The sequence below is a fragment of the Bacteroidota bacterium genome, assembly GCA_017303975.1.
Classification (GTDB): Bacteria; Bacteroidota; Bacteroidia; order JAFLBG01; family JAFLBG01; genus JAFLBG01.
The window spans coordinates 170501-194837 of the sequence record JAFLBG010000002.1 but is presented as its reverse complement, the minus strand read 5'-3'; the positions used below and the strand labels follow the sequence as shown (position 1 = coordinate 194837).

At 36.1% G+C, this 24337-nt stretch carries 21 protein-coding genes, 5 tRNA genes and 1 pseudogene (1 of these 27 only partly in view); 25 read left to right on the top strand and 2 right to left on the bottom strand.

The genetic code is table 11. The features are described from left to right. Window positions 1-95 precede the first annotated feature (95 nt). The 25 genes from raiA to J0M08_01645 all read left to right on the top strand — a co-directional run bounded on the left by raiA (window position 96) and on the right by J0M08_01645 (window position 22804). Complete coding sequence (raiA, locus tag J0M08_01765; protein ID MBN8701761.1) at window positions 96-395, top strand: ribosome-associated translation inhibitor RaiA; 300 nt, start codon at window positions 96-98, stop codon at window positions 393-395. A 200-nt stretch (window positions 396-595) separates the two neighbouring features. Further along, window positions 596-669: transfer RNA gene (locus tag J0M08_01760), tRNA-Thr, on the top strand. 18 nt (window positions 670-687) lie between these two features. Next, window positions 688-769 (top strand) — tRNA-Tyr (locus J0M08_01755). An 89-nt stretch (window positions 770-858) separates the two neighbouring features. Then, window positions 859-934, top strand: a tRNA-Gly gene (locus tag J0M08_01750). An 87-nt stretch (window positions 935-1021) separates the two neighbouring features. Beyond that, window positions 1022-1093, top strand: a tRNA-Thr gene (locus J0M08_01745). Between the two features lie 95 nt (window positions 1094-1188). Then, entirely contained in the window at window positions 1189-2379 is a 1191-nt protein-coding gene (gene tuf / locus J0M08_01740) for an elongation factor Tu (protein ID MBN8701760.1), read from the top strand. A gap of 70 nt (window positions 2380-2449) precedes the next feature. Then, window positions 2450-2520: transfer RNA gene (locus J0M08_01735), tRNA-Trp, on the top strand. 13 nt (window positions 2521-2533) lie between these two features. Then, window positions 2534-2728, top strand: coding sequence for a preprotein translocase subunit SecE (gene secE / locus J0M08_01730; GenBank protein ID MBN8701759.1), 195 nt, complete (start codon window positions 2534-2536; stop codon window positions 2726-2728). 8 nt (window positions 2729-2736) lie between these two features. Further along, on the top strand, window positions 2737-3291 hold the full coding sequence (gene nusG, locus J0M08_01725; protein ID MBN8701758.1) for a transcription termination/antitermination factor NusG: 555 nt from the start codon (window positions 2737-2739) through the stop codon (window positions 3289-3291). 87 nt (window positions 3292-3378) lie between these two features. Next, entirely contained in the window at window positions 3379-3816 is a 438-nt protein-coding gene (gene rplK / locus J0M08_01720) for a 50S ribosomal protein L11 (protein ID MBN8701757.1), read from the top strand. A gap of 74 nt (window positions 3817-3890) precedes the next feature. Continuing rightward, window positions 3891-4583: a 50S ribosomal protein L1 gene (locus J0M08_01715; GenBank protein MBN8701756.1), complete on the top strand. Its 693-nt coding sequence runs from the start codon at window positions 3891-3893 to the stop codon at window positions 4581-4583. A gap of 52 nt (window positions 4584-4635) precedes the next feature. After that, complete coding sequence (locus J0M08_01710; protein MBN8701755.1) at window positions 4636-5163, top strand: 50S ribosomal protein L10; 528 nt, start codon at window positions 4636-4638, stop codon at window positions 5161-5163. Window positions 5164-5220: 57 nt separating this feature from the next. Continuing rightward, window positions 5221-5598 carry a 50S ribosomal protein L7/L12 gene (gene rplL / locus J0M08_01705; protein ID MBN8701754.1) on the top strand — a complete coding sequence of 126 codons (378 nt, stop codon included), beginning with the start codon at window positions 5221-5223 and terminating at the stop codon, window positions 5596-5598. 185 nt (window positions 5599-5783) lie between these two features. Further along, on the top strand, window positions 5784-9599 hold the full coding sequence (gene rpoB, locus J0M08_01700) for a DNA-directed RNA polymerase subunit beta (GenBank protein ID MBN8701753.1): 3816 nt from the start codon (window positions 5784-5786) through the stop codon (window positions 9597-9599). A 32-nt stretch (window positions 9600-9631) separates the two neighbouring features. Continuing rightward, window positions 9632-13939 (top strand): DNA-directed RNA polymerase subunit beta', encoded by a 4308-nt coding sequence (gene rpoC / locus J0M08_01695; protein MBN8701752.1) that lies wholly within the window; start codon window positions 9632-9634, stop codon window positions 13937-13939. An 83-nt stretch (window positions 13940-14022) separates the two neighbouring features. After that, the gene (locus J0M08_01690) at window positions 14023-14352 is read left to right on the top strand and encodes a DUF3467 domain-containing protein (GenBank protein MBN8701751.1); all 330 of its coding nucleotides are present in this window, start codon (window positions 14023-14025) and stop codon (window positions 14350-14352) included. Between the two features lie 271 nt (window positions 14353-14623). Further along, window positions 14624-15424, top strand: coding sequence for a MotA/TolQ/ExbB proton channel family protein (locus tag J0M08_01685; protein MBN8701750.1), 801 nt, complete (start codon window positions 14624-14626; stop codon window positions 15422-15424). Window positions 15425-15499: 75 nt separating this feature from the next. Continuing rightward, window positions 15500-16156 carry a biopolymer transporter ExbD gene (locus tag J0M08_01680; protein MBN8701749.1) on the top strand — a complete coding sequence of 219 codons (657 nt, stop codon included), beginning with the start codon at window positions 15500-15502 and terminating at the stop codon, window positions 16154-16156. A gap of 89 nt (window positions 16157-16245) precedes the next feature. Continuing rightward, window positions 16246-16884: a biopolymer transporter ExbD gene (locus tag J0M08_01675; protein MBN8701748.1), complete on the top strand. Its 639-nt coding sequence runs from the start codon at window positions 16246-16248 to the stop codon at window positions 16882-16884. A gap of 75 nt (window positions 16885-16959) precedes the next feature. Then, window positions 16960-17781 (top strand): energy transducer TonB, encoded by an 822-nt coding sequence (locus J0M08_01670; protein ID MBN8701747.1) that lies wholly within the window; start codon window positions 16960-16962, stop codon window positions 17779-17781. A gap of 131 nt (window positions 17782-17912) precedes the next feature. Next, entirely contained in the window at window positions 17913-18149 is a 237-nt protein-coding gene (locus tag J0M08_01665) for a hypothetical protein (GenBank protein MBN8701746.1), read from the top strand. After that, on the top strand, window positions 18133-19068 hold the full coding sequence (locus tag J0M08_01660; GenBank protein MBN8701745.1) for a substrate-binding domain-containing protein: 936 nt from the start codon (window positions 18133-18135) through the stop codon (window positions 19066-19068). The genes J0M08_01665 and J0M08_01660 overlap by 17 nt, the downstream gene beginning before the upstream one ends. 56 nt (window positions 19069-19124) lie before the next feature. After that, window positions 19125-20699, top strand: a complete 1575-nt coding sequence (locus tag J0M08_01655; protein ID MBN8701744.1) for a tetratricopeptide repeat protein — start codon at window positions 19125-19127, stop codon at window positions 20697-20699. 21 nt (window positions 20700-20720) lie between these two features. Then, window positions 20721-21512, top strand: a complete 792-nt coding sequence (locus J0M08_01650) for a class I SAM-dependent methyltransferase (protein MBN8701743.1) — start codon at window positions 20721-20723, stop codon at window positions 21510-21512. Between the two features lie 47 nt (window positions 21513-21559). After that, complete coding sequence (locus J0M08_01645) at window positions 21560-22804, top strand: isocitrate dehydrogenase (NADP(+)) (GenBank protein MBN8701742.1); 1245 nt, start codon at window positions 21560-21562, stop codon at window positions 22802-22804. Between the two features lie 166 nt (window positions 22805-22970). On the opposite strand, the gene J0M08_01640 is transcribed toward J0M08_01645, so the two are convergent. Both J0M08_01640 and J0M08_01635 read right to left on the bottom strand, forming a co-directional pair. Further along, the gene (locus J0M08_01640) at window positions 22971-23828 is read right to left on the bottom strand and encodes a rhomboid family intramembrane serine protease (protein ID MBN8701741.1); all 858 of its coding nucleotides are present in this window, start codon (window positions 23826-23828) and stop codon (window positions 22971-22973) included. A gap of 9 nt (window positions 23829-23837) precedes the next feature. Continuing rightward, window positions 23838-24337: pseudogene (locus tag J0M08_01635) on the bottom strand (rhomboid family intramembrane serine protease) (it continues 394 nt past the right edge of the window).

The following is a 24337-nucleotide window of genomic DNA, read 5'->3' as shown; positions in this document are numbered from 1 at the left end:
GTCCTAAGTTTCTACTAAAAATACTACATAAAGATTCTTGCTAAATCCAACAAAAAACTGTAAATTCAAAGTTCAACCATTAAAAAAACAATTTTATGCAAGTTAAAATTCAATCTATACATTTCGATGCCGATAAAAAATTATTAAATTTTGTAGAAGAGAGAGTAGATAAACTAACTCAATATTACGATGGAATAATTAGCAGCGATGTGGCCCTTAAGCTAGATAAATCAAGTACTTCAGACAATAAAGTGGCAGAAATTCGCATAGGAATTCCGGGTAACGATCTTTTTGCAAAAAAGCAAAGCAAAACATTCGAAGAAGCGGTTGAAAATTGCTTAGACGCCCTTACTACACAAGTTAAAAAACACAAGGAAAAAGTAAAGGGGCTTTAGTCTATCCATCTTAAAACTAATAAGTTAATAAGACCATCCGTGGTCTATAAGGTTTTTATTGTCTATAATCACATAGATAAGCGAACGTTATTAACAAAAAATCCACAATTTATTTTGCAATTCCATAAATCTTTCATAAGTTTGCAGTCCTTTTTGAGGTGGGAAGGAGTGCATTGTTCTTTGAACACCCAATAAAATAAGCCGATGTAGCTCAGTTGGCCAGAGCAGCTGATTTGTAATCAGCTGGTCGGGGGTTCGAATCCCTCCATCGGCTCTTTTTATAAGACTTTTAGGGGCGATACCAGAGTGGCCAAATGGGGCAGACTGTAAATCTGCTGGTTTTACCTTCGGTGGTTCGAATCCATCTCGCCCCACAAAGTGAAGTTGATAAACGTTCTTTGTATAGGATTTAAGCAGTGTTGTTTAAATCAACTGAAAAGCCCTCTATGGGTAAAAAAATTAAGCGGAAGTAGCTCATTTGGTAGAGCATCAGCCTTCCAAGCTGAGGGTGGCCGGTTCGAGCCCGGTCTTCCGCTCCACACCAAATAGCTCTTGTAGCTCAGCGGTAGAGCATCCGCCAGTTGGCGGAGAAGAGGTCTCTCAAGTAGAGAGCAGCAAAGTAAAAAGCTGTTGTAGCTCAGCGGTAGAGCACTTCCTTGGTAAGGAAGAGGTCGTGAGTTCAATCCTCATCAACAGCTCTAAAAAAGTTGTTTGATAGCAATTGAAAAAGTAGATATTAAAAGAGTAACTAATAAAAAATAATAACAAATAACTTAACTAATAATTTAGAAGTATGGCAACTAAAGAAACCTTCAAACGTGACAAACCACATGTAAACATCGGTACTATCGGACACGTAGATCATGGTAAAACAACATTAACTGCAGCTATCACTACAGTTCTTGCTAAACAAGGTCTTGCTGAATTACGTTCATTCGATTCAATCGATAACGCTCCGGAAGAAAAAGAAAGAGGTATTACAATCAATACTTCTCACGTAGAATATCAAACAGCTAACCGTCACTATGCTCACGTTGACTGTCCTGGTCACGCGGATTATGTTAAGAACATGGTTACTGGTGCTGCTCAAATGGATGGTGCTATACTTGTTGTTGCTGCTACTGATGGTCCAATGCCTCAAACTCGCGAGCATATTCTTTTAGCTCGTCAGGTAGGTGTACCTCAAATCGTTGTGTTCATGAACAAAGTGGACATGGTTGACGATCCTGAATTATTAGATTTAGTTGAAATTGAAATCCGCGATTTATTAAAATTCTATAAATTTGATGGAGATAAAATCCCTGTAATCAGAGGTTCTGCTTTAGGTGGATTAAATGGAGATGCTAAATGGGTTGACTCTATCAACGAATTGATGAAAAATGTGGATGAGTTTATTCCAGTACCAGTTCGTCAAGTTGAAAAACCTTTCTTGATGCCTGTTGAAGACGTGTTCTCAATCACAGGTCGTGGTACTGTTGCTACTGGTAAAATCGAAACTGGCGTTATTAACTCTGGTGATGAGGTTGAAATTGTTGGGATGCGTGATACAAGCGTAAAATCAGTTGTAACTGGTGTTGAGATGTTCCGTAAAATTTTGGACAGAGGTGAAGCTGGTGATAACGTTGGTCTTTTGTTAAGAGGTGTTGAGAAAAAAGATATCTGGAGAGGTATGGTTATCGTTAAACCGGGAACTATCACTCCGCATACTGAATTCAAAGCTGAAATCTACGTATTGAAAAAAGAAGAAGGTGGACGTCACACTCCATTCCAAAATAAATATCGTCCTCAGTTCTACTTAAGAACTACAGACGTAACTGGAGAAATTGAGTTGCCAACAGGTCGTGACATGGTTATGCCTGGTGATAACGTTACAATTACAGTAAAATTAATCGTTCCGGTTGCTATGGACAAGGGTTTACGTTTTGCTATCCGCGAAGGTGGTAGAACAGTAGGTGCTGGTCAAGTAACAGAAATTATAAAATAACAAACCAATTGGCGGTAGATGGTTGGCAGCGAAAGCTGCCAACTGAAAACTGCTCACTGCCAATTGAATTACGGGCGTAGTTCAACGGTAGAATAGCGGTCTCCAAAACCGTTGATCTTGGTTCGAATCCAGGCGCCCGTGCTAATAAAAGAATATGAGCAAAATAAAAACATATATAGAGGAAACTTCCAGCGAGTTATTAACCAAGGTTTCTTGGCCTACATGGTCAGAACTACAAGGTAGCGCTGTTGTTGTTTTTATTGCCTCAATTATTATATCATTAGTTGTTTTGGCAATGGATTTAAGCTCTAGCAAATTGATGGAGTTGTATTACGGTATTTTCAAGTAATTTGAACGATGAGCATAGTAGAGAATAATGTAAAAAAATGGTACGTAGTAAGAGCTGTTAGTGGGCAAGAGAAAAAGGTGAAACAGCAAATTGAAACGGAAATTGTCCGTAACAAAATGCAAGATTATGTTTCGCAAGTTTTAATTCCTACTGAAAAAGTATATCAAATACGTAACGGTAAAAAAATTAGCAAGGAAAGAAGTTTTTATCCTGGCTATATTCTTATTGAAGCTCTATTAGCAGGTGAAGTGCCTCATACCATTAAAAATATTGTTGGCGTAATTGGCTTTCTTGGCGATAAAGGAGGCAATCCTGTCCCGTTAAGACAAGCAGAAGTAAACAGAATTTTAGGAAAAGTAGATGAGTTAGCTGTTAGCGATGCTCAAGTAAATATTCCTTTTATTGTAGGTGAAACAGTAAAAGTAGTTGATGGACCATTCAATAGTTTTTCTGGAATCATTGAAGAGATTAATGAGGAAAAGAAAAAATTAAAGGTAATGGTTAAAATTTTTGGTAGAAAAACTCCTTTGGAGTTAAACTACATGCAAGTAGAAAAAGAATAAATCAGTTTTAAGCTCATAAGTTTACAGTTTTTTTAGCTTCCACTAAAACTTTAAACCTGAAACTTTAAACTTTAAACTAAATTTAAAATGGCAAAAGAAATAAGTGCATTAGTTAAATTACAAATAAAAGGCGGAGCGGCTAATCCTGCACCTCCAATCGGTCCGGCTCTTGGTGCTAAAGGTGTTAATATCATGGAGTTCTGTAAGCAATTCAATGCTAGAACCCAAGAAATGGCCGGCAAGGTTGTTCCTGTAATTATTACCGTATATTCTGATAAATCATTCGATTTTATCCTTAAAAAACCTCCTGTTGCAGCGCAGATATTAGAAATTTCTAAAATTAAAGCGGGATCAGCTGAGTCTAACAGAAAAAGAGCAGGCTCTATTACTTGGGATCAAGTAAGAAAGATTGCGGAAGTTAAAATGCCTGATATGAATTGTTTTACCGTTGAATCTGCAATGAGCATGGTTGCTGGTACTGCACGTAGTATGGGTGTTGCTGTAGAAGGACAAAAACCTTTCTAGACAATCAATCTCTAAGTTAATCCGGGTGGAGTTACGCTATAACGTAACGTTTGCACATCCACAAAATAAATATAATGGCAATTTTAACAAAAAAAAGAAAGGCAATTTTAGGAAAATTAGATCCAACTAAATCATACAATTTAGTTGAAGCTGCTAAAATTGTTAAGGATGTTACTTACACAAAGTTTGATGCATCCGTTGATTTAAGCATCCGTTTAGGTGTAGATCCTAAAAAAGGAAATCAAATGGTTCGTGGTACTGTTACATTACCGCACGGAACCGGAAAAAAAGTGAAAATATTAGTTCTATGTACCCCCGATAAAGAAGCCGAAGCAAAAGCTGCAGGTGCCGATTTTGTTGGGTTGGACGAATTTATAGAAAAAATAAAAGGTGGATGGACAGATGTAGATGTAGTTATTTGTACCCCTAGTGTTATGGGTAAAGTAGGTGCTGTTGCAAGAGTGTTGGGTCCACGCGGATTAATGCCTAATCCTAAGACAGGAACTGTTACCATGGATATTGGTAAAGCAGTTACTGATTCTAAAGGTGGTAAAATCGACTTCAAAGTTGATAAGCAAGGATTAATCCATTCTTCAATCGGTAAAGTTTCTTTCGACAACGAAAAACTTTCCGCAAACGCTAATGAGCTGTTACAATCAATACTAAAATTAAAACCCGCTTCCGCAAAGGGAACGTACCTTTTGAGCGTGTACTTATCAAGCACGATGAGTCCAAGCGTTCAAATTGATACTAGAACTTTAGGGTAATTTTTTTAGTAAATAAAATCATTCGTTTACAAACGAATTAAAAAAAGAAAAAATGAGAAAAGAAGACAAAACAAAAGTTATTGACGAGTTAGTTGAACAAATAGCTGGTGCAAATAATTTTTATCTGACAGATATTTCTACCCTAACGGCTCAAAAAACAAGCCTATTAAGAAGAAAATGTTTTGAGAAAAAAATTAGTCTTCATGTAGTTAAAAATACATTGCTTAAAAAAGCAATGGAAAAAACAACTGCTAGAGATTTATCTTCGCTAATTCCTGTTCTTAAAGGTGCTACTTCTATCATGATTTGCGAATCAGGTAGCGAACCTGCTAGACTTATAAAAGAGTTTAGAAAAGACAAAGAAACTAAGCCTGCTGTTAAAGCTGCTTATATTGAGGAAACAGTTTATGTTGGAGATAATCAGCTTGAGTTCTTGGCTAATATTAAATCTAAGAACGAGCTTATTGGAGATATCATCGGATTACTTCAGTCTCCACCTAAAAATGTTATTTCTGCTCTTCAGTCAGGAAAAAACAAATTGGCGGGTATCGTAAAAACATTGTCAGATAAAAAAGAGTAATTCAAAAATTTCAAGTTAAAAAGTTAAACAATTATTAATAATTAAAAATTAAGTAAAATGGCGGATTTAAAAGCTTTTGCAGAACAACTAGTTAACCTATCAGTAAAAGATGTTAACGAATTAGCTAAAATATTAAAAGATGAGTATGGTATCGAACCTGCTGCTGCTGCAGTTGCGGTTGCTGCTGGTGGCGGAGCTGCTGGTGCAGGTGCTACTGCTGAAAAAACTACATTTGATGTAATTTTGAAGAATGCAGGCGCTGCGAAATTAGGCGTTGTTAAGGTGGTTAAAGAATTAACAGGTCTTGGCTTGAAAGAAGCTAAAGATTTAGTTGATGGTGCACCAAAACCAGTTAAAGAAGGTGTTTCTAAAGAAGAGGCAGAAACTATCAAAGCTCAACTTACAGAAGCTGGAGCTGAAGTTGAAGTTAAATAACTCAGTTAAACCCTTTTAATAGGGCAATGGTCATGCTGTAAAACAGCTTGGCCTTTGCCCATTTATGGTTTCTAAGTTTTGATATTTTTTTAGGGTGTAAAATATCAGTATAAAATAGAAACCGCACTTGACCCAAAAAAATTAGCAGCTGTATGGCTGTTTAAACATAACATAATATTCGTAATATGGCTTTAGCACAAAATAAAAAATCACAACGAATAAGCTTCGCATCGGCTAAAACTCCTATTAATTATCCCGATTTTCTTGATATTCAATTAAAATCTTTTCAAGATTTTTTTCAATTGGAAACTTCTAGCGAAAACAAGAAGAACGAAGGATTGTTTAAGGTGTTTTCTGAAAACTTTCCGATTAGCGATGCTCGTAATAATTTCGTTTTAGAATTTTTGGATTATTTTATTGATCCTCCAACATATAGTATTGATGAGTGTGTAGAACGTGGCGTAACATACAGTGTTGCATTAAAAGCTAAACTAAAATTATATTGTACCGACCCTGAACACGAAGATTTCGAAACAATTGTACAAGATGTGTTTCTTGGTCCAATTCCCTATATGACTCCGAAAGGGTCTTTCATTATAAATGGAGCTGAAAGAGCTGTTGTATCTCAATTACACCGTTCACCTGGTGTGTTTTTTGGTCAAAGCCGTCACGCAAATGGAACAAAACTTTACTCTGCAAGAGTAATACCTTTTAAAGGTTCTTGGATTGAGTTTGCTACTGACATCAACAATGTGATGTACGCTTACATTGACCGTAAAAAGAAACTTCCGGTAACTACACTTTTAAGAGCAATCGGGTTTGAAAGCGATAAACAAATTCTTGAAATATTTGGATTAGCAGAAGAATTAAAAGTTTCTAAACCATCTTTAAAAGCTGCTGTTGGTAAGAAATTAGCTGCCAGGGTTCTTAAAACTTGGGTAGAAGATTTTGTGGATGAAGATACCGGTGAGGTTGTTTCTATTGAGAGAAATGAAGTTTTGATAGATCGTGAAACCATCATCGAAGAGCAACACATCGATTTAATTATTGAGGCAAATGTTAAGGCTGTTATCATTCACAGAGATGATGTAAATTCTGCTGAGTACACCATCATCTATAATACATTACAAAAAGATACCTCAAACTCTGCAAAAGAAGCTGTTGAGCATATTTACCGCCAACTTAGAAATGCAGAACCACCGGACGAAGAAACGGCAAGAGGAATTATTGATAAATTATTTTTCTCAGATAAGCGTTATGATTTAGGTGAAGTTGGTCGTTATAGAATTAATAAAAAACTAGCATTATCAACTCCTCCGGACACAAAAGTCCTTACAAAGTTGGATATTATTGCTATTATAAAATATCTAATATCTCTTATCAACTCAAAAGCTGATATTGATGATATTGACCACTTAAGCAACAGACGTGTTAGAACAGTTGGAGAGCAATTGTACTCTCAATTTGGTGTTGGTTTGGCTCGTATGGCTAGAACAATTCGTGAGCGTATGAATGTACGTGATAATGAAGTGTTCACACCTAGAGACTTGATTAATGCAAGAACGCTTTCGTCTGTTATTAATTCGTTTTTTGGAACAAATCAGCTTTCTCAATTTATGGATCAAACCAATCCATTGGCTGAGATTACGCACAAAAGAAGGCTTTCTGCCCTTGGTCCAGGTGGTTTATCAAGAGAAAGAGCCGGATTTGAGGTGCGTGACGTTCACTACACGCACTACGGAAGATTGTGTACTATTGAAACACCGGAAGGTCCAAACATCGGTTTGATTTCTTCTCTGTGTGTTTATGCACAAATCAATAAACTTGGATTTATTGAAACTCCTTACAGAACAGTATCTAAAGGGAAAGTAGATGTAAATAAACCGGTAATTTATTTATCGGCAGAAGAAGAAGATCAAAAAATTATTGCGCAAGCAAATGCAAAATTTTCTGATAAAGGAGAGTTTGAAGAAGCTAAAGTAAAAGCTAGATTTGAAGGCGACTTCCCTGTTGTAGAGCCTGAAAAGGTAGATTTGATGGACGTTGCTCCTAATCAAATTGCTTCTATTGCGGCATCGTTAATTCCTTTCTTAGAGCATGATGATGCGAACAGAGCCTTGATGGGTTCTAACATGCAACGTCAAGCAGTTCCTTTATTGCAGCCGCAAGCTCCAATTGTTGGTACTGGCTTAGAAGGACTAATCGCAAAAGATTCTAGAGTTTTAGTTAGTGCCGAAGGTGAGGGTGTTGTTGAGTTTGTAGATGCTACTGAAATTAAAATTCGTTACAATAAAACAGATGATGAGCGCTTAGTGAGTTTTGATGACGATGTTAAGACATATAAACTTTTAAAATTTAGAAAAACAAATCAGAATACTTGTGTTAATCTTCGTCCAATTGTAAGAAAAGGCGACAAGGTTTTCAAAGGTCAAATTTTGTGCGAAGGTTATGCTACTCAAAATGGAGAACTTGCATTGGGTCGTAACTTAAAAGTTGCGTTCATGCCTTGGAAAGGGTATAACTTTGAGGATGCTATCGTAATTTCTGAAAAAGTAGTTAGAGAAGATATTTTTACTTCACTACACATTGAAGAATATACGCTAGAGGTTCGAGACACAAAACGTGGTCTAGAAGAACTTACTGCAGATATTCCAAATGTGAGCGAAGAAGCTACGAAAGATTTGGATGAGAATGGTATAATTAGAATTGGTGCTGAAATTAAAGAAGGCGATATCCTGATTGGTAAAATTACACCAAAGGGAGAAACGGACCCTACACCGGAAGAAAAACTATTACGTGCAATTTTTGGTGATAAAGCAGGAGATGTAAAAGATGCTTCATTAAAAGTGTCTCCTTCTGTAAGAGGTGTTGTTATTGATAAAAGATTGTATTCAAGAGCAATAAAAGACAAAAAAGCTAAACTTGAAGAGAAAACAATTCTTGAGAAATTAGATAAAGATTATAACCAAGAGTTTGCATTATTAAGCGATAGATTAATTGATAAATTAATGACATTGCTTAACGGTAAAACCTCTGCAGGTGTTACTAACTATCTTAAAGAAGAGGTTGTTTCAAAAGGAACCAAGTTTACTGCTAAAGTTCTTGAGAAATTGAATTTCTCTGATGTTAATCAAAACAACTGGACATCAGATGCATCTACCAATGAAAAAGTAAAAGCTTTATTGCACAACTACTCTATTAAATACAACGATTTAGTGAGTGTTCATAAGCGCAAGAAGCTGAACATAATGATTGGAGATGAATTGCCAAATGGAATTATTCAACTCGCTAAAGTTTACATTGCTAAAAAACGTAAACTAAAAGTGGGAGATAAAATGGCCGGACGTCATGGTAACAAAGGTATTGTGGCTCGTATTGTAAGAGCAGAAGACATGCCTTTCTTAGAAGACGGAACTCCGGTGGATATCGTATTAAATCCGCTTGGTGTACCTTCTCGTATGAACTTAGGTCAAATCTATGAAACAGTATTGGCTTGGGCAGGAGAAAAATTAGGATTGAAATTTGGAACACCAATATTTGATGGTGCTACCATAGATCAAATTAATGAGTATACTGATAAAGCTGGATTGCCACGTTTCGGAAGAACGTATTTGTATGATGGAGGAACAGGACAGCGTTTCGATCAGCCTGCAACAGTAGGTATTATTTACATGCTTAAGTTAGGTCACATGGTGGATGATAAAATGCATGCACGTTCTATCGGACCATATTCACTTATTACACAACAACCATTGGGTGGTAAAGCTCAGTTCGGTGGTCAGCGTTTTGGTGAGATGGAGGTATGGGCATTGGAAGCATTTGGAGCAGCAAACATTCTTCAAGAAATGCTAACAATTAAATCGGATGATGTGGTTGGTAGAGCAAAAGCGTACGAAGCAATTGTTAAAGGAGAAAATATGCCACTACCGGGAACTCCGGAATCATTCAATGTATTGTTGCATGAGTTGAGAGGCTTGGCCCTTAACATTACTATGGACTAATTTTTTAATTAACGAACTTAAAACCATAATATATGGCTCTTAGAAGAGACAATAAAGTAAGAAGTAATTTTACCAAAATTACCATCAGTCTTGCTTCGCCTGAAATGATTTTAGAGCGTTCAAGCGGAGAAGTATTGAAACCGGAAACGATTAACTATCGTACTTACAAACCTGAGCGTGATGGATTATTCTGCGAAAGAATATTTGGTCCGGTAAAGGATTGGGAGTGTCATTGCGGTAAGTACAAAAGAATTCGTTACAAGGGAATTGTGTGTGATCGTTGTGGTGTAGAAGTAACTGAAAAGAAAGTACGTAGAGAGCGTATGGGGCACATTAGTCTTGTGGTTCCTGTTGCACATATTTGGTATTTCAAATCATTGCCTAATAAAATCGGTTATTTGCTAGGCTTGCCTACCAAAAAACTAGATATGATTGTTTATTACGAGCGTTTCGTAGTAATTCAGCCTGGAGTTAAAGCAGAAGATGGTGTTAAAAAATTAGACTTCTTAACAGAAGAAGAATATTTAACAATTCTTGAAGCACTTCCAAAAGACAATCAACACTTAGAGGACACAGATCCGAATAAGTTTATTGCTAAAATGGGAGCAGAAGCATTAAATGATTTGCTTTCTAGAACCAAGTTAGACGAGCTTTCTTACGATTTAAGACACAAAGCAAGTACTGAAACTTCTCAACAACGTAAAAACGAAGCATTAAAGCGTTTACAAGTTGTAGAGGCTTTCCGTAATGCAAATAAAAATATCGAAAATCGTCCAGAATGGATGATTATTAAGGTTGTTCCTGTTATTCCACCAGAGTTAAGACCGTTGGTGCCATTGGATGGAGGTCGTTTTGCAACTTCCGACTTGAACGATTTGTATAGACGAGTTATTATTAGAAACAACCGTTTAAAGCGACTAATCGAGATTAAAGCTCCTGAGGTAATTTTACGTAACGAAAAACGTATGCTTCAAGAGTCTGTTGATTCATTATTTGATAACTCAAGAAAATCAAATGCTGTAAAAACAGAATCAAACAGAGCACTTAAATCTCTTTCTGATAGCTTAAAAGGTAAGCAAGGTCGTTTCCGTCAAAACTTATTAGGTAAACGTGTTGATTATTCTGCACGTTCGGTAATTGTTGTTGGTCCTGAAATGAAATTGCACGAATGCGGTTTGCCAAAAGATATGGCAGCAGAGCTATTCAAGCCATTTATTATTAGAAAATTAATTGAAAGAGGAATTGTAAAAACAGTTAAGTCAGCTAAAAAAATAGTTGATAGAAAAGAACCTGTTGTTTGGGATATTTTGGAGAATGTATTAAAAGGGCATCCTGTTCTTTTGAATCGTGCTCCTACACTACATAGATTAGGTATTCAAGCGTTCCAACCAAAATTAATTGAAGGAAAAGCGATTCAATTGCATCCTTTAGTTTGTACGGCTTTCAACGCTGACTTTGATGGGGATCAAATGGCTGTGCACGTTCCACTAGGAAACGCAGCGGTTTTAGAAGCACAAATGTTAATGTTGGCGGCTCATAATATCTTAAACCCTTCAAACGGTGCTCCGGTTACAGTACCTTCTCAGGACATGGTTCTTGGGTTGTACTACATGACAAAGGGTAGAAGAAGTGAAAAAGGACATGTTGTTAAAGGAGAAGGTAGAACATTCTATTCTCCGGAAGAGGTTATAATTTCTTATAACGAAGGACAAGTTGATCAACATGCATTTGTTAAGGTACGTTTAGATAACGTAAAAGAAGGCGATAAGCTTGTTACTAAAGTTATTGAAACTACTGTTGGTAGAGTGTTAATCAACCAAGTGGTTCCAAAGCAAGTAGGATATATCAACGAACTTTTAACTAAGAAATCGTTGCGTGAAATTATCAGTGATATCATGAAAGATACTGATATGCCTACTACTGCTAAGTTTTTGGATGATATAAAAACATTAGGATTCAATGCAGCATTTAAAGGTGGATTGTCGTTTAACTTAGGAGATGTTATTGTTCCTGAAGAAAAGCAAAAATATATCAATGATGCTTACGCAGAAGTAGAAGAGGTTTTGAATAACTATAACATGGGATTCATTACAAACAACGAGCGTTACAATCAGGTTATTGATATTTGGACACATACCAATGCACGTTTAACTAAAAAAGTATTAGATCAACTTTCTAGCGATCAACAAGGATTTAACTCTGTTTACATGATGTTGGATTCTGGAGCTAGAGGTTCTAAGGAGCAGATTAAACAGTTGGGTGGTATGCGTGGTTTGATGGCTAAACCATCAAAAGGCGGTTCCGGAGGAGGAGAAATTATCGAGAATCCGGTTATTTCTAACTTTAAAGAAGGACTTTCGATTCTTGAGTATTTCATTTCAACCCACGGTGCTCGTAAAGGATTGGCGGATACTGCTTTGAAAACTGCAGATGCTGGTTACTTAACAAGAAGATTGGTTGATGTGGCGCAAGATGTTATCATTACAGGCGAAGATTGTGGTACATTAAGAGGTTTGATGGCAGTTGCGTTAAAGAAAAACGAAGAGGTTGTAGAATCTTTATACGATAGAATTTTAGGTAGAACTACTGTTCATGATATATTCAATCCTCATACAGGAGAGTTAATTGCAGCTTCAGGAGTTGAGTTGGTAGAAGAAATTGCCGCTCAGGTAGAAAAAGCAAATATCGAAACAGTAGAAATTAGATCGGTATTGACTTGTGAGATGAAATCTGGCGTTTGTACAAAATGCTACGGACGTAATTTAGCGAATAACCGAGTAGTACAACGAGGTGAAGCAGTTGGTGTTATCGCAGCTCAATCTATTGGAGAGCCTGGTACACAGCTTACACTACGTACATTCCACGTGGGTGGTACAGCATCTAACATTGCTGCATCATCTAAAATTGAAGCTAAGTACGATGGTACTGTTGAGATTGATGAATTAAGAACAGTGGAGCGTAAAGGTCCAGATGGTCAAAAAGAAAATATTGTAATAGGACGTTCTGCAGAAATGCGTATCGTTGATTCTAATACAGGTATTGTTCTTACAACATCAAATATTCCTTACGGGTCTATCGTGTTTGTAAAAGCAACTCAAAAAGTTAAAAAAGGTGATTTGATTTGTAACTGGGATCCATACAATGCACTTATCATATCTGAGATTACAGGTAAAATTGAGTACGAGAACATTGAGGAAGGCATTACCTTTAGAGAAGAAGTGGATGAGCAAACAGGATTTAAGGAAAAAGTAATTATAGACAGTAGAGATAAAACGAAGAATCCTGCGATTAAGGTTGTTGTAAAAGATGAGGTAATCAAAACATACAACATTCCGGTAGGCGCTCACGTTGTGATTAATGATGGTGCTAAAGTTGACGGAGGTCAAACGTTAGTAAAAATCCCTAGAGCTGTAGGAAAATCAGGCGATATCACTGGAGGTTTACCGCGTGTAACCGAGTTGTTTGAGGCTCGGAATCCTTCTAACCCTGCTGTTGTTTCTGAAATTGATGGTATTGTTTCTTTTGGTAAGATAAAAAGAGGTAACAGAGAAGTTCTTGTGGAATCAAAAACAGGAGAGCAAAAACGTTATTTGGTGCCGCTTTCAAAACATATCTTAGTTCAAGAAAACGACTTTATAAAAGCCGGAGAACAATTATCAGAAGGTTCTATTACGCCATCTGATATACTTGCCATCAAAGGACCTACTGCGGTGCAAGAGTATCTAGTAAATGAAATCCAAGAGGTGTATCGTTTGCAAGGTGTGAAAATTAACGATAAACACTTTGAGGTAATTGTACGCCAAATGATGCGTAAAGTGGAAATTGAAGATGCCGGAGATACTATCTTCCTAGAAAGACAGATTGTAAACAAAGCTGATTTCATGGATGAGAATGATAAATTATTCGGTAAGAAAGTAGTACTTGATCCAGGCGATTCTACAAGCGTTAAAGCGGGTCAAATTATAAGCGCAAGAAAATTAAGAGACGAAAACTCTGTGTTGAAACGCAAAGATTTGAAGCCAATTGAAGCTAGAGACGTTGTTCCTGCTACATCTACATCCATCTTGCAAGGTATTACAAGAGCATCGTTACAAACTAACAGCTTTATTTCTGCGGCATCGTTCCAAGAAACAACCAAAGTGTTAAATGAAGCTGCTGTAGGTGGTAAAGTAGATGACTTGAGCGGATTAAAAGAAAACGTTATTGTTGGACATTTAATTCCTGCAGGTACCGGATTGAGAGATTACGAAAAAATAATCGTAGGTTCTCAAGAGGAGTACGATAGATTAATGGCTTCTAAGCGCGAAGCTGTTGAAGAACAAGCTCAAGTGGAGGAGTAAAATATACATGTTGAATTATAAATTTCTAATAGAAAAGGGTAGCTGTTATGGCTGCCCTTTTTTATAACATTAAAATTACAAATATGAACCAAGATCAAAATGGCAACCCGGCAAACGGACAGCTAAACATTGAATTAAGCGAAGAAATTGCAGATGGAATATACTCAAATCTAGCTGTAATAACGCATTCAAATTCGGAGTTTGTAGTCGATTTTATAAGGGTAATGCCGGGAGTGCCTAAAGCAAAAGTAAAATCAAGAATTGTACTCACTCCACAACATGCCAAAAGATTAATGAAGGCATTAAAGGATAATCTTACTAAATACGAGTCGGTGCATGGACAAATAGTAGATAACGAGCTGCCTCCTAATATTATTCCGATGAACTTTGGAGGGCCTACAGCGCAAGCTTAATTACACCTCCCCACCCTCCTAAAGGAGGGAAAGCTTATAATTCCCCTCCTATGAGGGATTAGGGGTGTGTTGTTTTTTTATAGAAAAAAAACCATTTATCCTACAGAAACTACCATTCAAAGAATAATCTAAATTTTATATGGATTATCGTTTATTTTAGCTTCAAATTATTAAAATAAAATTAATCAATAATCGTTCTGTTTTTTAAGATAGATTTCTTAATATTGCGAACTTAAAAATTGTAAACAAAAACTAAATTAAAATAAACACTATGAGCAAAGGAAAAAACTCATCCGGAACAATGCAATCACTGTTTGCATCACTAGCAATTGTTGTTGCGTTACTAATTGGCGTACTGGTTTATGTATTCGTGCTTGGCGCAGCTTCTAATTTTGACGCAGAGGGTCATCCAAAACCAGGAAACTATATGGGAATGATGCATGCCGGAGGCTTTATTGTTCCTCTACTAATTGGAATATTCCTTACTGTTGTTATTTTTTCTATCGAACGTTTTATCACCATTGGTAAAGCAAAAGGAAAAGGGGCTATAGATGTTTTTGTAAGAAATATCAAAAGCAATTTAGCAAGCAATAATTTAGATGCAGCAATTGCAGCGTGCGATAAGCAACAAGGTTCTCTGGCTAACGTAGTTCGCGCAGGTGTTGAAAAAATAAAATCTATTCAAGGGGATTCTTCAATGGATAAAGAAAGCAAAGTAGCGGCTGTACAAAAGGAAATAGAAGAAGCTACCGCACTAGAGTTGCCAATGCTTTCAAAAAATTTAGTTATTATTTCTACGTGTGCTACTATTGCAACATTATGGGGACTAATCGGAACGGTACTTGGGATGATTCGTTCATTTGCCGCGATGTCTCAAGCGGGAGCGCCTGATACTGCTGCATTAGCAACAGGTATTTCCGAAGCGCTTATTAATACAGCATTAGGCATTTTAGGTTCTGTTATTGGAATTATTATGTACAACTATTTTACAAATAAAATAGACACATTTACATACAGCATGGATGAAGCAGGATTTAGCATTGTGCAAACTGTAAGTGCTTCTAAGAATTAAAAGCCCCCAAACCCTCCCACTAAAATGGGAAGGATGCGAAACAAAAAATAGAACTGAACTAAAAATTTACAAAGCATGCCTAAAATAAAAATGCCTTCAGGAAGCCCTTCATTGGACATGACTCCAATGGTTGATTTGGCTTTCTTGTTGGTTACATTCTTTATGTTAACGGCAACTAGTAGAGTGAGTGAACCGGTAGTAGTTGATACTCCATCCTCTATTTCTGATAAAATTTTACCTAACAATGTTTTACTAGTTACAGTTGATGCATTTGGTAAAGCATACTATACTATAAACGATCCGGAGGTTAGAATTAAAACTTTGGAAAAAATGGGTCAACAGTATAAAGTGAATTTTACCAACGAAGAGAAAAAGGATTTTGGTAGAATGACTAGTTTGGGAGTTCCTATTCAAAAGTTGAAAGAGTACATCAACATGAGTGAGAGTGATAAAGCAAAGTTTAAATCGCCAGGAATTCCTTTAGATTCATTAAACAATCAATTAGGAGATTGGATAACATTTGGAAGAATTGAAGCCGCCAAAAAAGCAAAATCAGAAAAGGATAGAGCTGAAAAAAACGGAAGAGAATTTAAATACGAACCCTTGCGTTTTGCTATAAAAGCGGATGGGAAATCTAATTATATTGCTGTTAAAGATGTAATAAAAACGTTTACCGATAAAGAAATTTATCGTTTTAATTTAATAACCAATTTAGAAGAAGCAGCTGAATAAAGTTTAAAGTAGAAAGTTAAAAGTCTAAAGTTGAGTATGTCAATTTTGAACTTTCAAACTTTCAAACTTTCAAACCTTAAACTAAAAATATGGCAGAAGTAAACACAGGTGATAGTGGCGGAGACCACGGAAAGAAAGGCAAAAAAAGAGCCAAGAAGTCGTCAACACGTATTGACATGACTCCTATGGTGGATTTGGCTTTCTTGTTGCTTACGTTCTTTATTTTAACATCTACTTTCAGTAAGCCAAAAACAATGGAAATTAATTTTCCGGCCGAACCGAAGGATGAGAGCGAAAGACAAAAGGTAAACAATGCACTTACATTTATACTTACCAAAGAAAGTAAAGCATTTTACTATTACGGAGAATTTATATCAAAAGACAACAAAGACGGCAAACCTGCTACGCAAATTATAAAAACAGATTTTTCTAAAGACGGGATTCACAAATTATTGTTAGAGTACAACAAAAAAACACGAGATGAAATTGCAAAGTTGGAAGATCAATACAAGAAAAAACAAATTGCAGATACTACTTACAAAAGACTTGCCATTAAAGCAAAAGGAGATAAAGCAGCATTAACCGTTCTAATTAAAGCAGATGACAAGGCTATTTATAAGAATGTAATTGATTTAATAGATGAACTGAATATTTGCTTAGTAGGTAAATATGCAGTAGTAGATATGATGCCTGCTGAATTAGAATTGTTGCAGGCTGCAGCTAATTAAAAGAATCGAATATTGTGTCACACTGAGCTTGTTGAAGTGTGTTAAAAAATAAATTTTGTTATAAATAATTATAACATGTCAGAAAAAAAAGAATTATTTAACGAGTGGACCAACGTTGTTTCCTCAACCAGAAACGAATTAGTTTTTGAAGGAAGAAACAAAAGCTATGGTGCATTTGTAATTAGAAGAGAATATAATAAAACAGCTAGTTTTGCTGTTTTAGTTACGTCTCTTGCTTTTGTATTGTTGGTTGCGGCCCCAAAAATTATTCAATGGATTGGGTCTCAACAAGAGGAGGAAATTATAACTCCTGTTGATTTAACTACTAGTGATTTAGAAGCTCCGCCACCGGTAGATGAAACAGAACCACCACCACCACCACCGCCACCACCACCAGTAATGGAAACGGTTAAGTTTACACCACCTGTTGTTGTTGATGAGGAAGTGCCGGAAGAAGAATTGCCACCACCACAAGAAACAGAAACTCAAATTAGTACGGTAACACAAGAAGGTACCGGAGGAGATGAGATTATAATTCCTGAGGAAGGCGATGGAGTTGTAGAAGCTGTAGCGGAAGAAGTGTTTACCATTGTGGAGGAAATGCCTTCATTCCCGGGTGGAGAGGCTGAAATGCAGAAGTTTATTCAAAAAAATGTTTCTTACCCTCAAATGGAAAAAGAAGCAGGTATTCAAGGTACCGTATATGTTTCGTTTGTTGTTGAGAAAGACGGACAAATTACCGATGCTAAGATATTAAGAGGTGTTTCGGGAGGTAAAGGTTGTGATAATGAAGCATTACGTGTAATTAAGGCAATGCCGGGATGGAAAGCAGGTAAACAAAACGGGAGGTCAGTACGTGTACAGTTTAATGTGCCAATTCGATTTACATTAAGATAAATTGTTTAAAATTTGAATGAGTGCTGAATGTTACAGAAACATCAGCACTCATTTTTTTACCCCCTTTTTTCGTAATTAAAGACTAGTTAGAATAGCATTCTATCTACACAATTCTTACTTTTGCAACGCATATGATGCTGAAGGGTAAAACAACACAAATTGTCAATTTGATTCTAGCCTTGCTAAGTGCGGTAGTTTTTTTAGTGTTAGGTATTTTGTTTGCTTTTACTAATGTATTTCAAGATTTGTGGATAAAAGAATACAGATTGTTTTTTGGAATTATTATTTTAACATACTGCATTTTAAAGTTTTATAGGTTTTATCTAAAAGTAAAAGAATACCAAGAAGAATATGTGGAGATTAATTAGTTGTCTTTTTACACTTAGTTTAATTTTATCCGCAGCTTGTAACAGAGGTGTTACTGGCAATGAACCTACAGATACTCCCACCAGTGGCAGTGTTACTGTGTGTGTAGATGAATCATATAAGTTATTGTTTGACACTCAGGAATACACCTTTGAGTCGTTTTATGAAAACGCAAATGTGAAAATTATTTATACCGATGAAAAAACATCCATGCAAAATATGATAAACGATTCTTGCAAGGTAGTTGTAATAAACAGAGCACTTACTGCGGAAGAGAAAAAATATTTTGAGCAACATAATTTATTCCCCACACAAACAAAAATTGCGGAAGATGCTGTTGCGTTGGTTGTAAATAAAGAAAACTACGACAGTACACTTACTGTCGAACAATTTAAAAATATTTTGTTGGGAGTTGACTCAACATGGAAACAAATAAACGCAGCTTCAACCAATGACAAGATTAACGTTGTGTTTGACAATCCCAATTCTGCGAATTACAGGTACATGAAAGATTCTTTATTGCAAGGAAAAGAGTTTAGCAAAAATGTATTTGCTGTAAAATCTAATCCCGAGGTAATTGACTACGTTGCGCAACATAAAAATAGTATTGGAGTGCTAAGTGTTAATTGGATTAGCGACAAAGATGATTCTATTTCGCGAAGCTTTTTAAAAACAATACGTGTAATGGGAGTGAGAAAATTTGAGGATACAAAGGCGTACAAGCCATATCAAGCGTATATTGCAACAAAAGACTATCCTTTTTGCAGAAGCGTGTATATGATTAATCGGCAAACGCGTGCAGGACTTGGCACAGGTTTTGTATCATTTGTAGCAGGGAACAAAGGGCAAATGATGATTTTGAAAATGGGATTGATTCCGGCCGTTGCTCCGGTTAGAATGGTAGAGATTAATACAAATTAGTTTTACAAATAGTGTGTTTTAGAATTTAGATAGTAGAATTTAGAATTTTTTGCGTTATGAGAAAAATAATTTTAAGTGCATTGCTTATTACAAGCACATTGATGTCGGCACAAACACTACAAGATGCCATTAAACAAAGCAACAATGAGCAGTTTGAAACTGCCGAAAAAACGTTCACAACTCTTATACAAGCAACGCCCAACAATGGCGAATACTTTTTCCATTTTGGCGAATGCTACTTTAAGCAAGAAAATTTGGTAGCTGCCGAAAGTATGTATAAAAAGGGGATTGCCGTGAATGCCACTAATCCATTGTGTTATGTGGGCTTGGGTAAAGTGCAATGGTATGCCAAAAATGAAACAGAGGCTAAAGCAAATTTTTTTAAGGCACAAACATTGGCACAAAATAAAAGTGCTGTTGTAAATATGCGAGTTGCTGAAACCTACATAAATGCCGAAAATAAAAATTTGGTAGAGGCTATGAATTTATTGGCTCAGGCGCAGAAAATGGATAATAAAAATGCGGAAGTGTATTTGCTAATTGGGGATGCTTATTTGGAGCAAAATAACGGAACAGAAGCAATAAAAAATTACGATAAAGCAAAAGAGTTTGATAAAACCTCTGCTAAGGCTTTGTTGCGAATGGGGCAATTGTATAGCCGTGCAAAAAATTACAATTTAGCATTAGATTATTATAAACAAGCAACAGATTTAGAACCCTTGTATGCACCTGCTTACAGAGAAAAAGCGGAATTGTATTTTAGAGCAGGTAAGTATGACGATGCGGTAGCGCAGTACAAGGAGTTTTTAAAATTAAATAACAACATCAGCGCTCAGATACGTTACACAGGTTTTTTGTATCAAGCAAAAAAATATAAAGAGTCTATAGCGCAAGGTGTAGAGGTGTTGTCGAAGGATTCATCTAATATTTATTTGTATCGTTATTTAGGGTTTTCGTATTTTGAGAATGGAGATTATCCAAATGGATTGGCCAGAATGGAAAACTTTTTCAAGAAGGCAACCCCCGAAACTCGCATCATTCAACAGGATTATGAGTATTATGGAAAGTTGTTGGCAAAAACCGGAAAAGATTCATTGGGTGTAATAGCGCTGTTAAAGGCTGCTGAATTGGATACTACCAAAAAAGATATTTACGGAGACTTAGCAGCAGCTTATTTAAAAATGAAAAAGTATCCCGAAGCAATTTCGGCATATAACAAAAAAATTGCAGCATCGCCCAAACCTACTGCCAACGATAATTTCGGGTTGGGTCGCGCCTATTATTATAGTAAAGAGTATGTAAATGCCGATTCTGCATTTGCTCGTATAACTCGCACTAATCCAGAGTATCCTTTAGGATATTTATGGAGAGCACGTGCAAATACACAATTAGATGCCAACAATGAAAAATGGCTCGCCAAGCCACATTACGAAACATTTATAATAAAAGTGAAGCCAGAAGAAACGGAAAAGAGCAAAAAGGATTTAACTGAAGCATATACTTATATGGCGGCTTATTATGCAAAACAAAAAGATTTGCCGAATACAAAAGCCCAATTCCAAAAAGTATTGGAGTTAGATCCCAATAACGCGCAGGCTAAAAAATTTATGAGTAGCCCCGAAGCCAAATAACACACGTATTTAAAGAGTAACATGCAGGAAAGATACATCAACAGAGAGCTTTATTTTAACGAACAAGTTTATACTACCGCAAACTTTGTTGTGCCTTATGTGCAAAGTGTTATGCAAATTACAAGCAGTACAAGAGTTTTGGAGGTTGGTTGTGGCGAAGGTGGAAATTTGAAGCCCTTTTTAGACATGGGATGTTTATGTGTAGGAATTGATTTATCTGAAACAAAAATCGAGAACGGAAAAAAATACTTTGCAAGTCATAAAAACAATGTCAATTTAAAAATGATTTGTGAAGATATATACAAAGTAACTCCGGCTGATACAGAGAAATACGATTTGATAATTATGCGTGACACCATAGAGCATATTCCTAATCAGGATTATTTTATGGATTACCTGAAAAAATTTATTGCTCCAGGAGGAAAAATATTTATTGCCTATCCTCCTTGGCAAATGCCATTTGGCGGACATCAGCAAGTTTGCACTAGCAAATTATTGAAAGTGCTTCCGTATGTTCATTTGTTGCCAAAATTTATACATGTAGCTATACTAAAAGCTTTTGGAGAAAGTGAAGAAACAATTCAGTCACTTATGGAAGTTCGAGAAACGGGCATTTCGATGGAGTCGTTAAAGAAGATATTTACGAAGAGAGGCTATAAAATTGATAAAGAAGATTTTTATTTTATCAATCCTAATTACGAAATTAAATTTAAGTTGAAAACAAAAACAGTATTGCCTATTTTTAATATCCCCTATATAAGAAACTTCTATACTACTTGTTATTACTGTGTTTTGTCTGTGTCGGGCATTTAAAAAAATAGGATTATTATAACTATATTTAAAACAAAAAATAAATACGTATGAGCAAAATTAAAGTAGCAAATCCCGTTGTAGAGCTTGACGGTGATGAAATGACAAGAATTATATGGAAAGACATTAAAGACAAATTGATTCTTCCGTATTTAGATTTAGACATTAAATATTACGACCTTGGTATTGAATACCGCGATAAGACGAACGATCAGGTTACTATTGATTCGGCTGAGGCTATAAAGAAATACAACGTGGGTATTAAATGTGCTACTATTACTCCTGATGAAGCACGTGTAAAAGAGTTTAATTTAAAACAAATGTGGAAGTCGCCAAATGGCACTATCCGTAATATATTGGACGGAACTGTTTTTCGTGAGCCTATTGTTTGTAAAAACGTTCCTCGTTTAGTTCCTAATTGGACAGCTCCAATTTGTATCGGTCGTCATGCATTTGGCGATCAGTACAGAGCTACCGATTTTTTAACAAAAGGGAAAGGGAAACTAACTGTAACATTTGCTCCGGAAGATGGCAGCACACCTCAATCATACGAAGTGTATAATTTTAAAGGCGATGGAGTAGCATTGACAATGTACAATACAGACGAGTCTATCAGAGGATTTGCGTATTCATGCTTTAATACTGCATTGCAAAAAGGGTGGCCACTTTATTTATCTACAAAAAACACAATTCTGAAAAAGTACGATGGTCGTTTTAAAGATATTTTCGAAGAGATTTATCAAAAAGAATTTAAGGCAAAATTTGAAGCAAAAGGAATTGTGTACGAGCACCGATTAATCGATGATATGGTGGCATCTGCATTGAAGTGGAATGGAAATTTTGTGTGGGCTTGTAAAAATTACGATGGCGATGTGCAAAGCGATACCGTAGCGCAAGGCTTTGGTTCATTAGGATTAATGACCTCTACACTTGTTACTCCGGACGGGAAAACTATAGAAGCGGAAGCAGCACATGGCACAGTAACACGCCATTACAGAGAATACCAAAAAGGAAATCCTACTTCAACAAATCCAATTGCATCTATATTTGCTTGGACAAGAGGTTTGGAGTTTAGAGGTACATTGGACGGAAACAAAGAACTAGTAAACTTCTGTAAAGCACTAGAAAAAGTTTGTGTAGATACTGTTGAGTCAGGCAAGATGACTAAAGATTTGGCCGTTTGTATTTACGGTAATAAAGTTACACATGGCGAGCATTACCTATATACAGATGAATTCTTAAATGCACTAGATACTAATTTGAAAAAGCAGTTAGCGTCAAAGGTGATGGCATAATTCATTAGAGTATTCTAACACATAACAAAAGAGCCACGCAATTGCGTGGCTCTTTTGTTATGTGTGTTTTTTGTTGGGACATGTTTCTGTCAGTTCGAGCGGAGTCGAGAACTTACCTGCACCCCCTCCAAGTTGTCGACTCCGCTCGAACTGACACTCCGTGTTTTTATTTCCTACTCGCCTTAAATAGAATATCTTTCTCTTCTGCAGTAAGGCTTTCGTAGCCTGATTTAGAAATTTTATCTAAAATGATATCTGTTTTTTCTTGCAATTCGGTTTGAGAAATAGTTGATGTTTTTTGGGCTGTAGCTGTATTTTTGTAAACTACTTTCATTTTACTTTTCTTCTCAAATAGCTTACTGTTTCTGTCAAATAGTAGAAGAAATTTTGTGATAGGGATAGATAAGTCTGTACCTCTTTTGTAGAGAAACGTGTAGGTTAATCCAAATAAGGCACCACCTAAATGCGCAATCTTTCCTCCCGTATTTACATTTAAATCAATAAGTGTAGTAATTACAAAAGACGCAAGTGCTAAGTACTTTAATTTTACTCTGCCAAATAGAAGTAGTATGATTTCGTAGTCGGGTACAAGGGTCGCAATGGCAACAACTACAGCCATTACAGCGCCTGATGCTCCTAACAAATACATGGGGCTATCTCCATTTAGTACGATCAAATAAGAAAGTAAAAACAAAACGCCTCCACTCAATCCGCCTAAAATATAGATGGCTACAAGCCTTTTACTGCCTAAAAAATCTAACGCAATTATTCCCATCCAATACAACCACAACATGTTAAATAAAAAATGAAAAAAATCTTTGTGTGTAAACATGTAGGTTAGTAATGTCCATGGGTAGTGCAACAAACTGTTGATGGTGGATGGAAGCGAAAAATATAAGTAAAAATTTTCGGAGATAAGATTTAGAATATTAATGAGTACAAATAGTATAGCATTTATCACAATCAACTTGGGTAAGCTGTTGTTGTTAGAGAATGTATTTTTTAAATCATCAAGTATCGACATCTCGTTATGTTAAAACGTATTCGTTTTCTTTTTCCAAAATAAAATTAAGAAGAAGCCAAATAGCATTCCGCCTAAATGTGCAAAGTGTGCAACATTATCTCCTGGGGTGTCTCTTAATCCATAAAACAATTCCATAGCACCATACAGTATTACAAAATATTTTGCTTTAATAGGGATAGCAAAATAAATATATAAAAGTGTATTGGGGAACATCATGCCAAATGCTAGTAATATGCCAAACACTGCGCCCGATGCACCTACTACTACTGGCGCATTAAAAAAATCGGCTTTGTAAAGCGACACAAAATCAAGCGAAGCCTGCAACATATCTTCTCGTTTGCCGGCTAATTCTAAGGCGTTGTATTCATCAATAAATTGCGTAATGTGCAATCGCATTTCTTCTGATGATGCTTTGAAAAAACCTTCTTTAAAAAAAATTTCAAACACAACCAAATCGGGAGCTTGTGCATATTGCTCTAGCCATGCCCTCGATGCGCGCAAACCCGACG

Coding starts and splice junctions, on each gene's coding strand:
- raiA (MBN8701761.1), top strand. CDS start 96: ATGCAAGTTAAAATTCAATCTATACATTTCGATGCCGATAAAAAATTA.
- tuf (MBN8701760.1), top strand. CDS start 1,189: ATGGCAACTAAAGAAACCTTCAAACGTGACAAACCACATGTAAACATC.
- secE (MBN8701759.1), top strand. CDS start 2,534: ATGAGCAAAATAAAAACATATATAGAGGAAACTTCCAGCGAGTTATTA.
- nusG (MBN8701758.1), top strand. CDS start 2,737: ATGAGCATAGTAGAGAATAATGTAAAAAAATGGTACGTAGTAAGAGCT.
- rplK (MBN8701757.1), top strand. CDS start 3,379: ATGGCAAAAGAAATAAGTGCATTAGTTAAATTACAAATAAAAGGCGGA.
- J0M08_01715 (MBN8701756.1), top strand. CDS start 3,891: ATGGCAATTTTAACAAAAAAAAGAAAGGCAATTTTAGGAAAATTAGAT.
- J0M08_01710 (MBN8701755.1), top strand. CDS start 4,636: ATGAGAAAAGAAGACAAAACAAAAGTTATTGACGAGTTAGTTGAACAA.
- rplL (MBN8701754.1), top strand. CDS start 5,221: ATGGCGGATTTAAAAGCTTTTGCAGAACAACTAGTTAACCTATCAGTA.
- rpoB (MBN8701753.1), top strand. CDS start 5,784: ATGGCTTTAGCACAAAATAAAAAATCACAACGAATAAGCTTCGCATCG.
- rpoC (MBN8701752.1), top strand. CDS start 9,632: ATGGCTCTTAGAAGAGACAATAAAGTAAGAAGTAATTTTACCAAAATT.
- J0M08_01690 (MBN8701751.1), top strand. CDS start 14,023: ATGAACCAAGATCAAAATGGCAACCCGGCAAACGGACAGCTAAACATT.
- J0M08_01685 (MBN8701750.1), top strand. CDS start 14,624: ATGAGCAAAGGAAAAAACTCATCCGGAACAATGCAATCACTGTTTGCA.
- J0M08_01680 (MBN8701749.1), top strand. CDS start 15,500: ATGCCTAAAATAAAAATGCCTTCAGGAAGCCCTTCATTGGACATGACT.
- J0M08_01675 (MBN8701748.1), top strand. CDS start 16,246: ATGGCAGAAGTAAACACAGGTGATAGTGGCGGAGACCACGGAAAGAAA.
- J0M08_01670 (MBN8701747.1), top strand. CDS start 16,960: ATGTCAGAAAAAAAAGAATTATTTAACGAGTGGACCAACGTTGTTTCC.
- J0M08_01665 (MBN8701746.1), top strand. CDS start 17,913: ATGATGCTGAAGGGTAAAACAACACAAATTGTCAATTTGATTCTAGCC.
- J0M08_01660 (MBN8701745.1), top strand. CDS start 18,133: ATGTGGAGATTAATTAGTTGTCTTTTTACACTTAGTTTAATTTTATCC.
- J0M08_01655 (MBN8701744.1), top strand. CDS start 19,125: ATGAGAAAAATAATTTTAAGTGCATTGCTTATTACAAGCACATTGATG.
- J0M08_01650 (MBN8701743.1), top strand. CDS start 20,721: ATGCAGGAAAGATACATCAACAGAGAGCTTTATTTTAACGAACAAGTT.
- J0M08_01645 (MBN8701742.1), top strand. CDS start 21,560: ATGAGCAAAATTAAAGTAGCAAATCCCGTTGTAGAGCTTGACGGTGAT.
- J0M08_01640 (MBN8701741.1), bottom strand. CDS start 23,828: ATGTCGATACTTGATGATTTAAAAAATACATTCTCTAACAACAACAGC.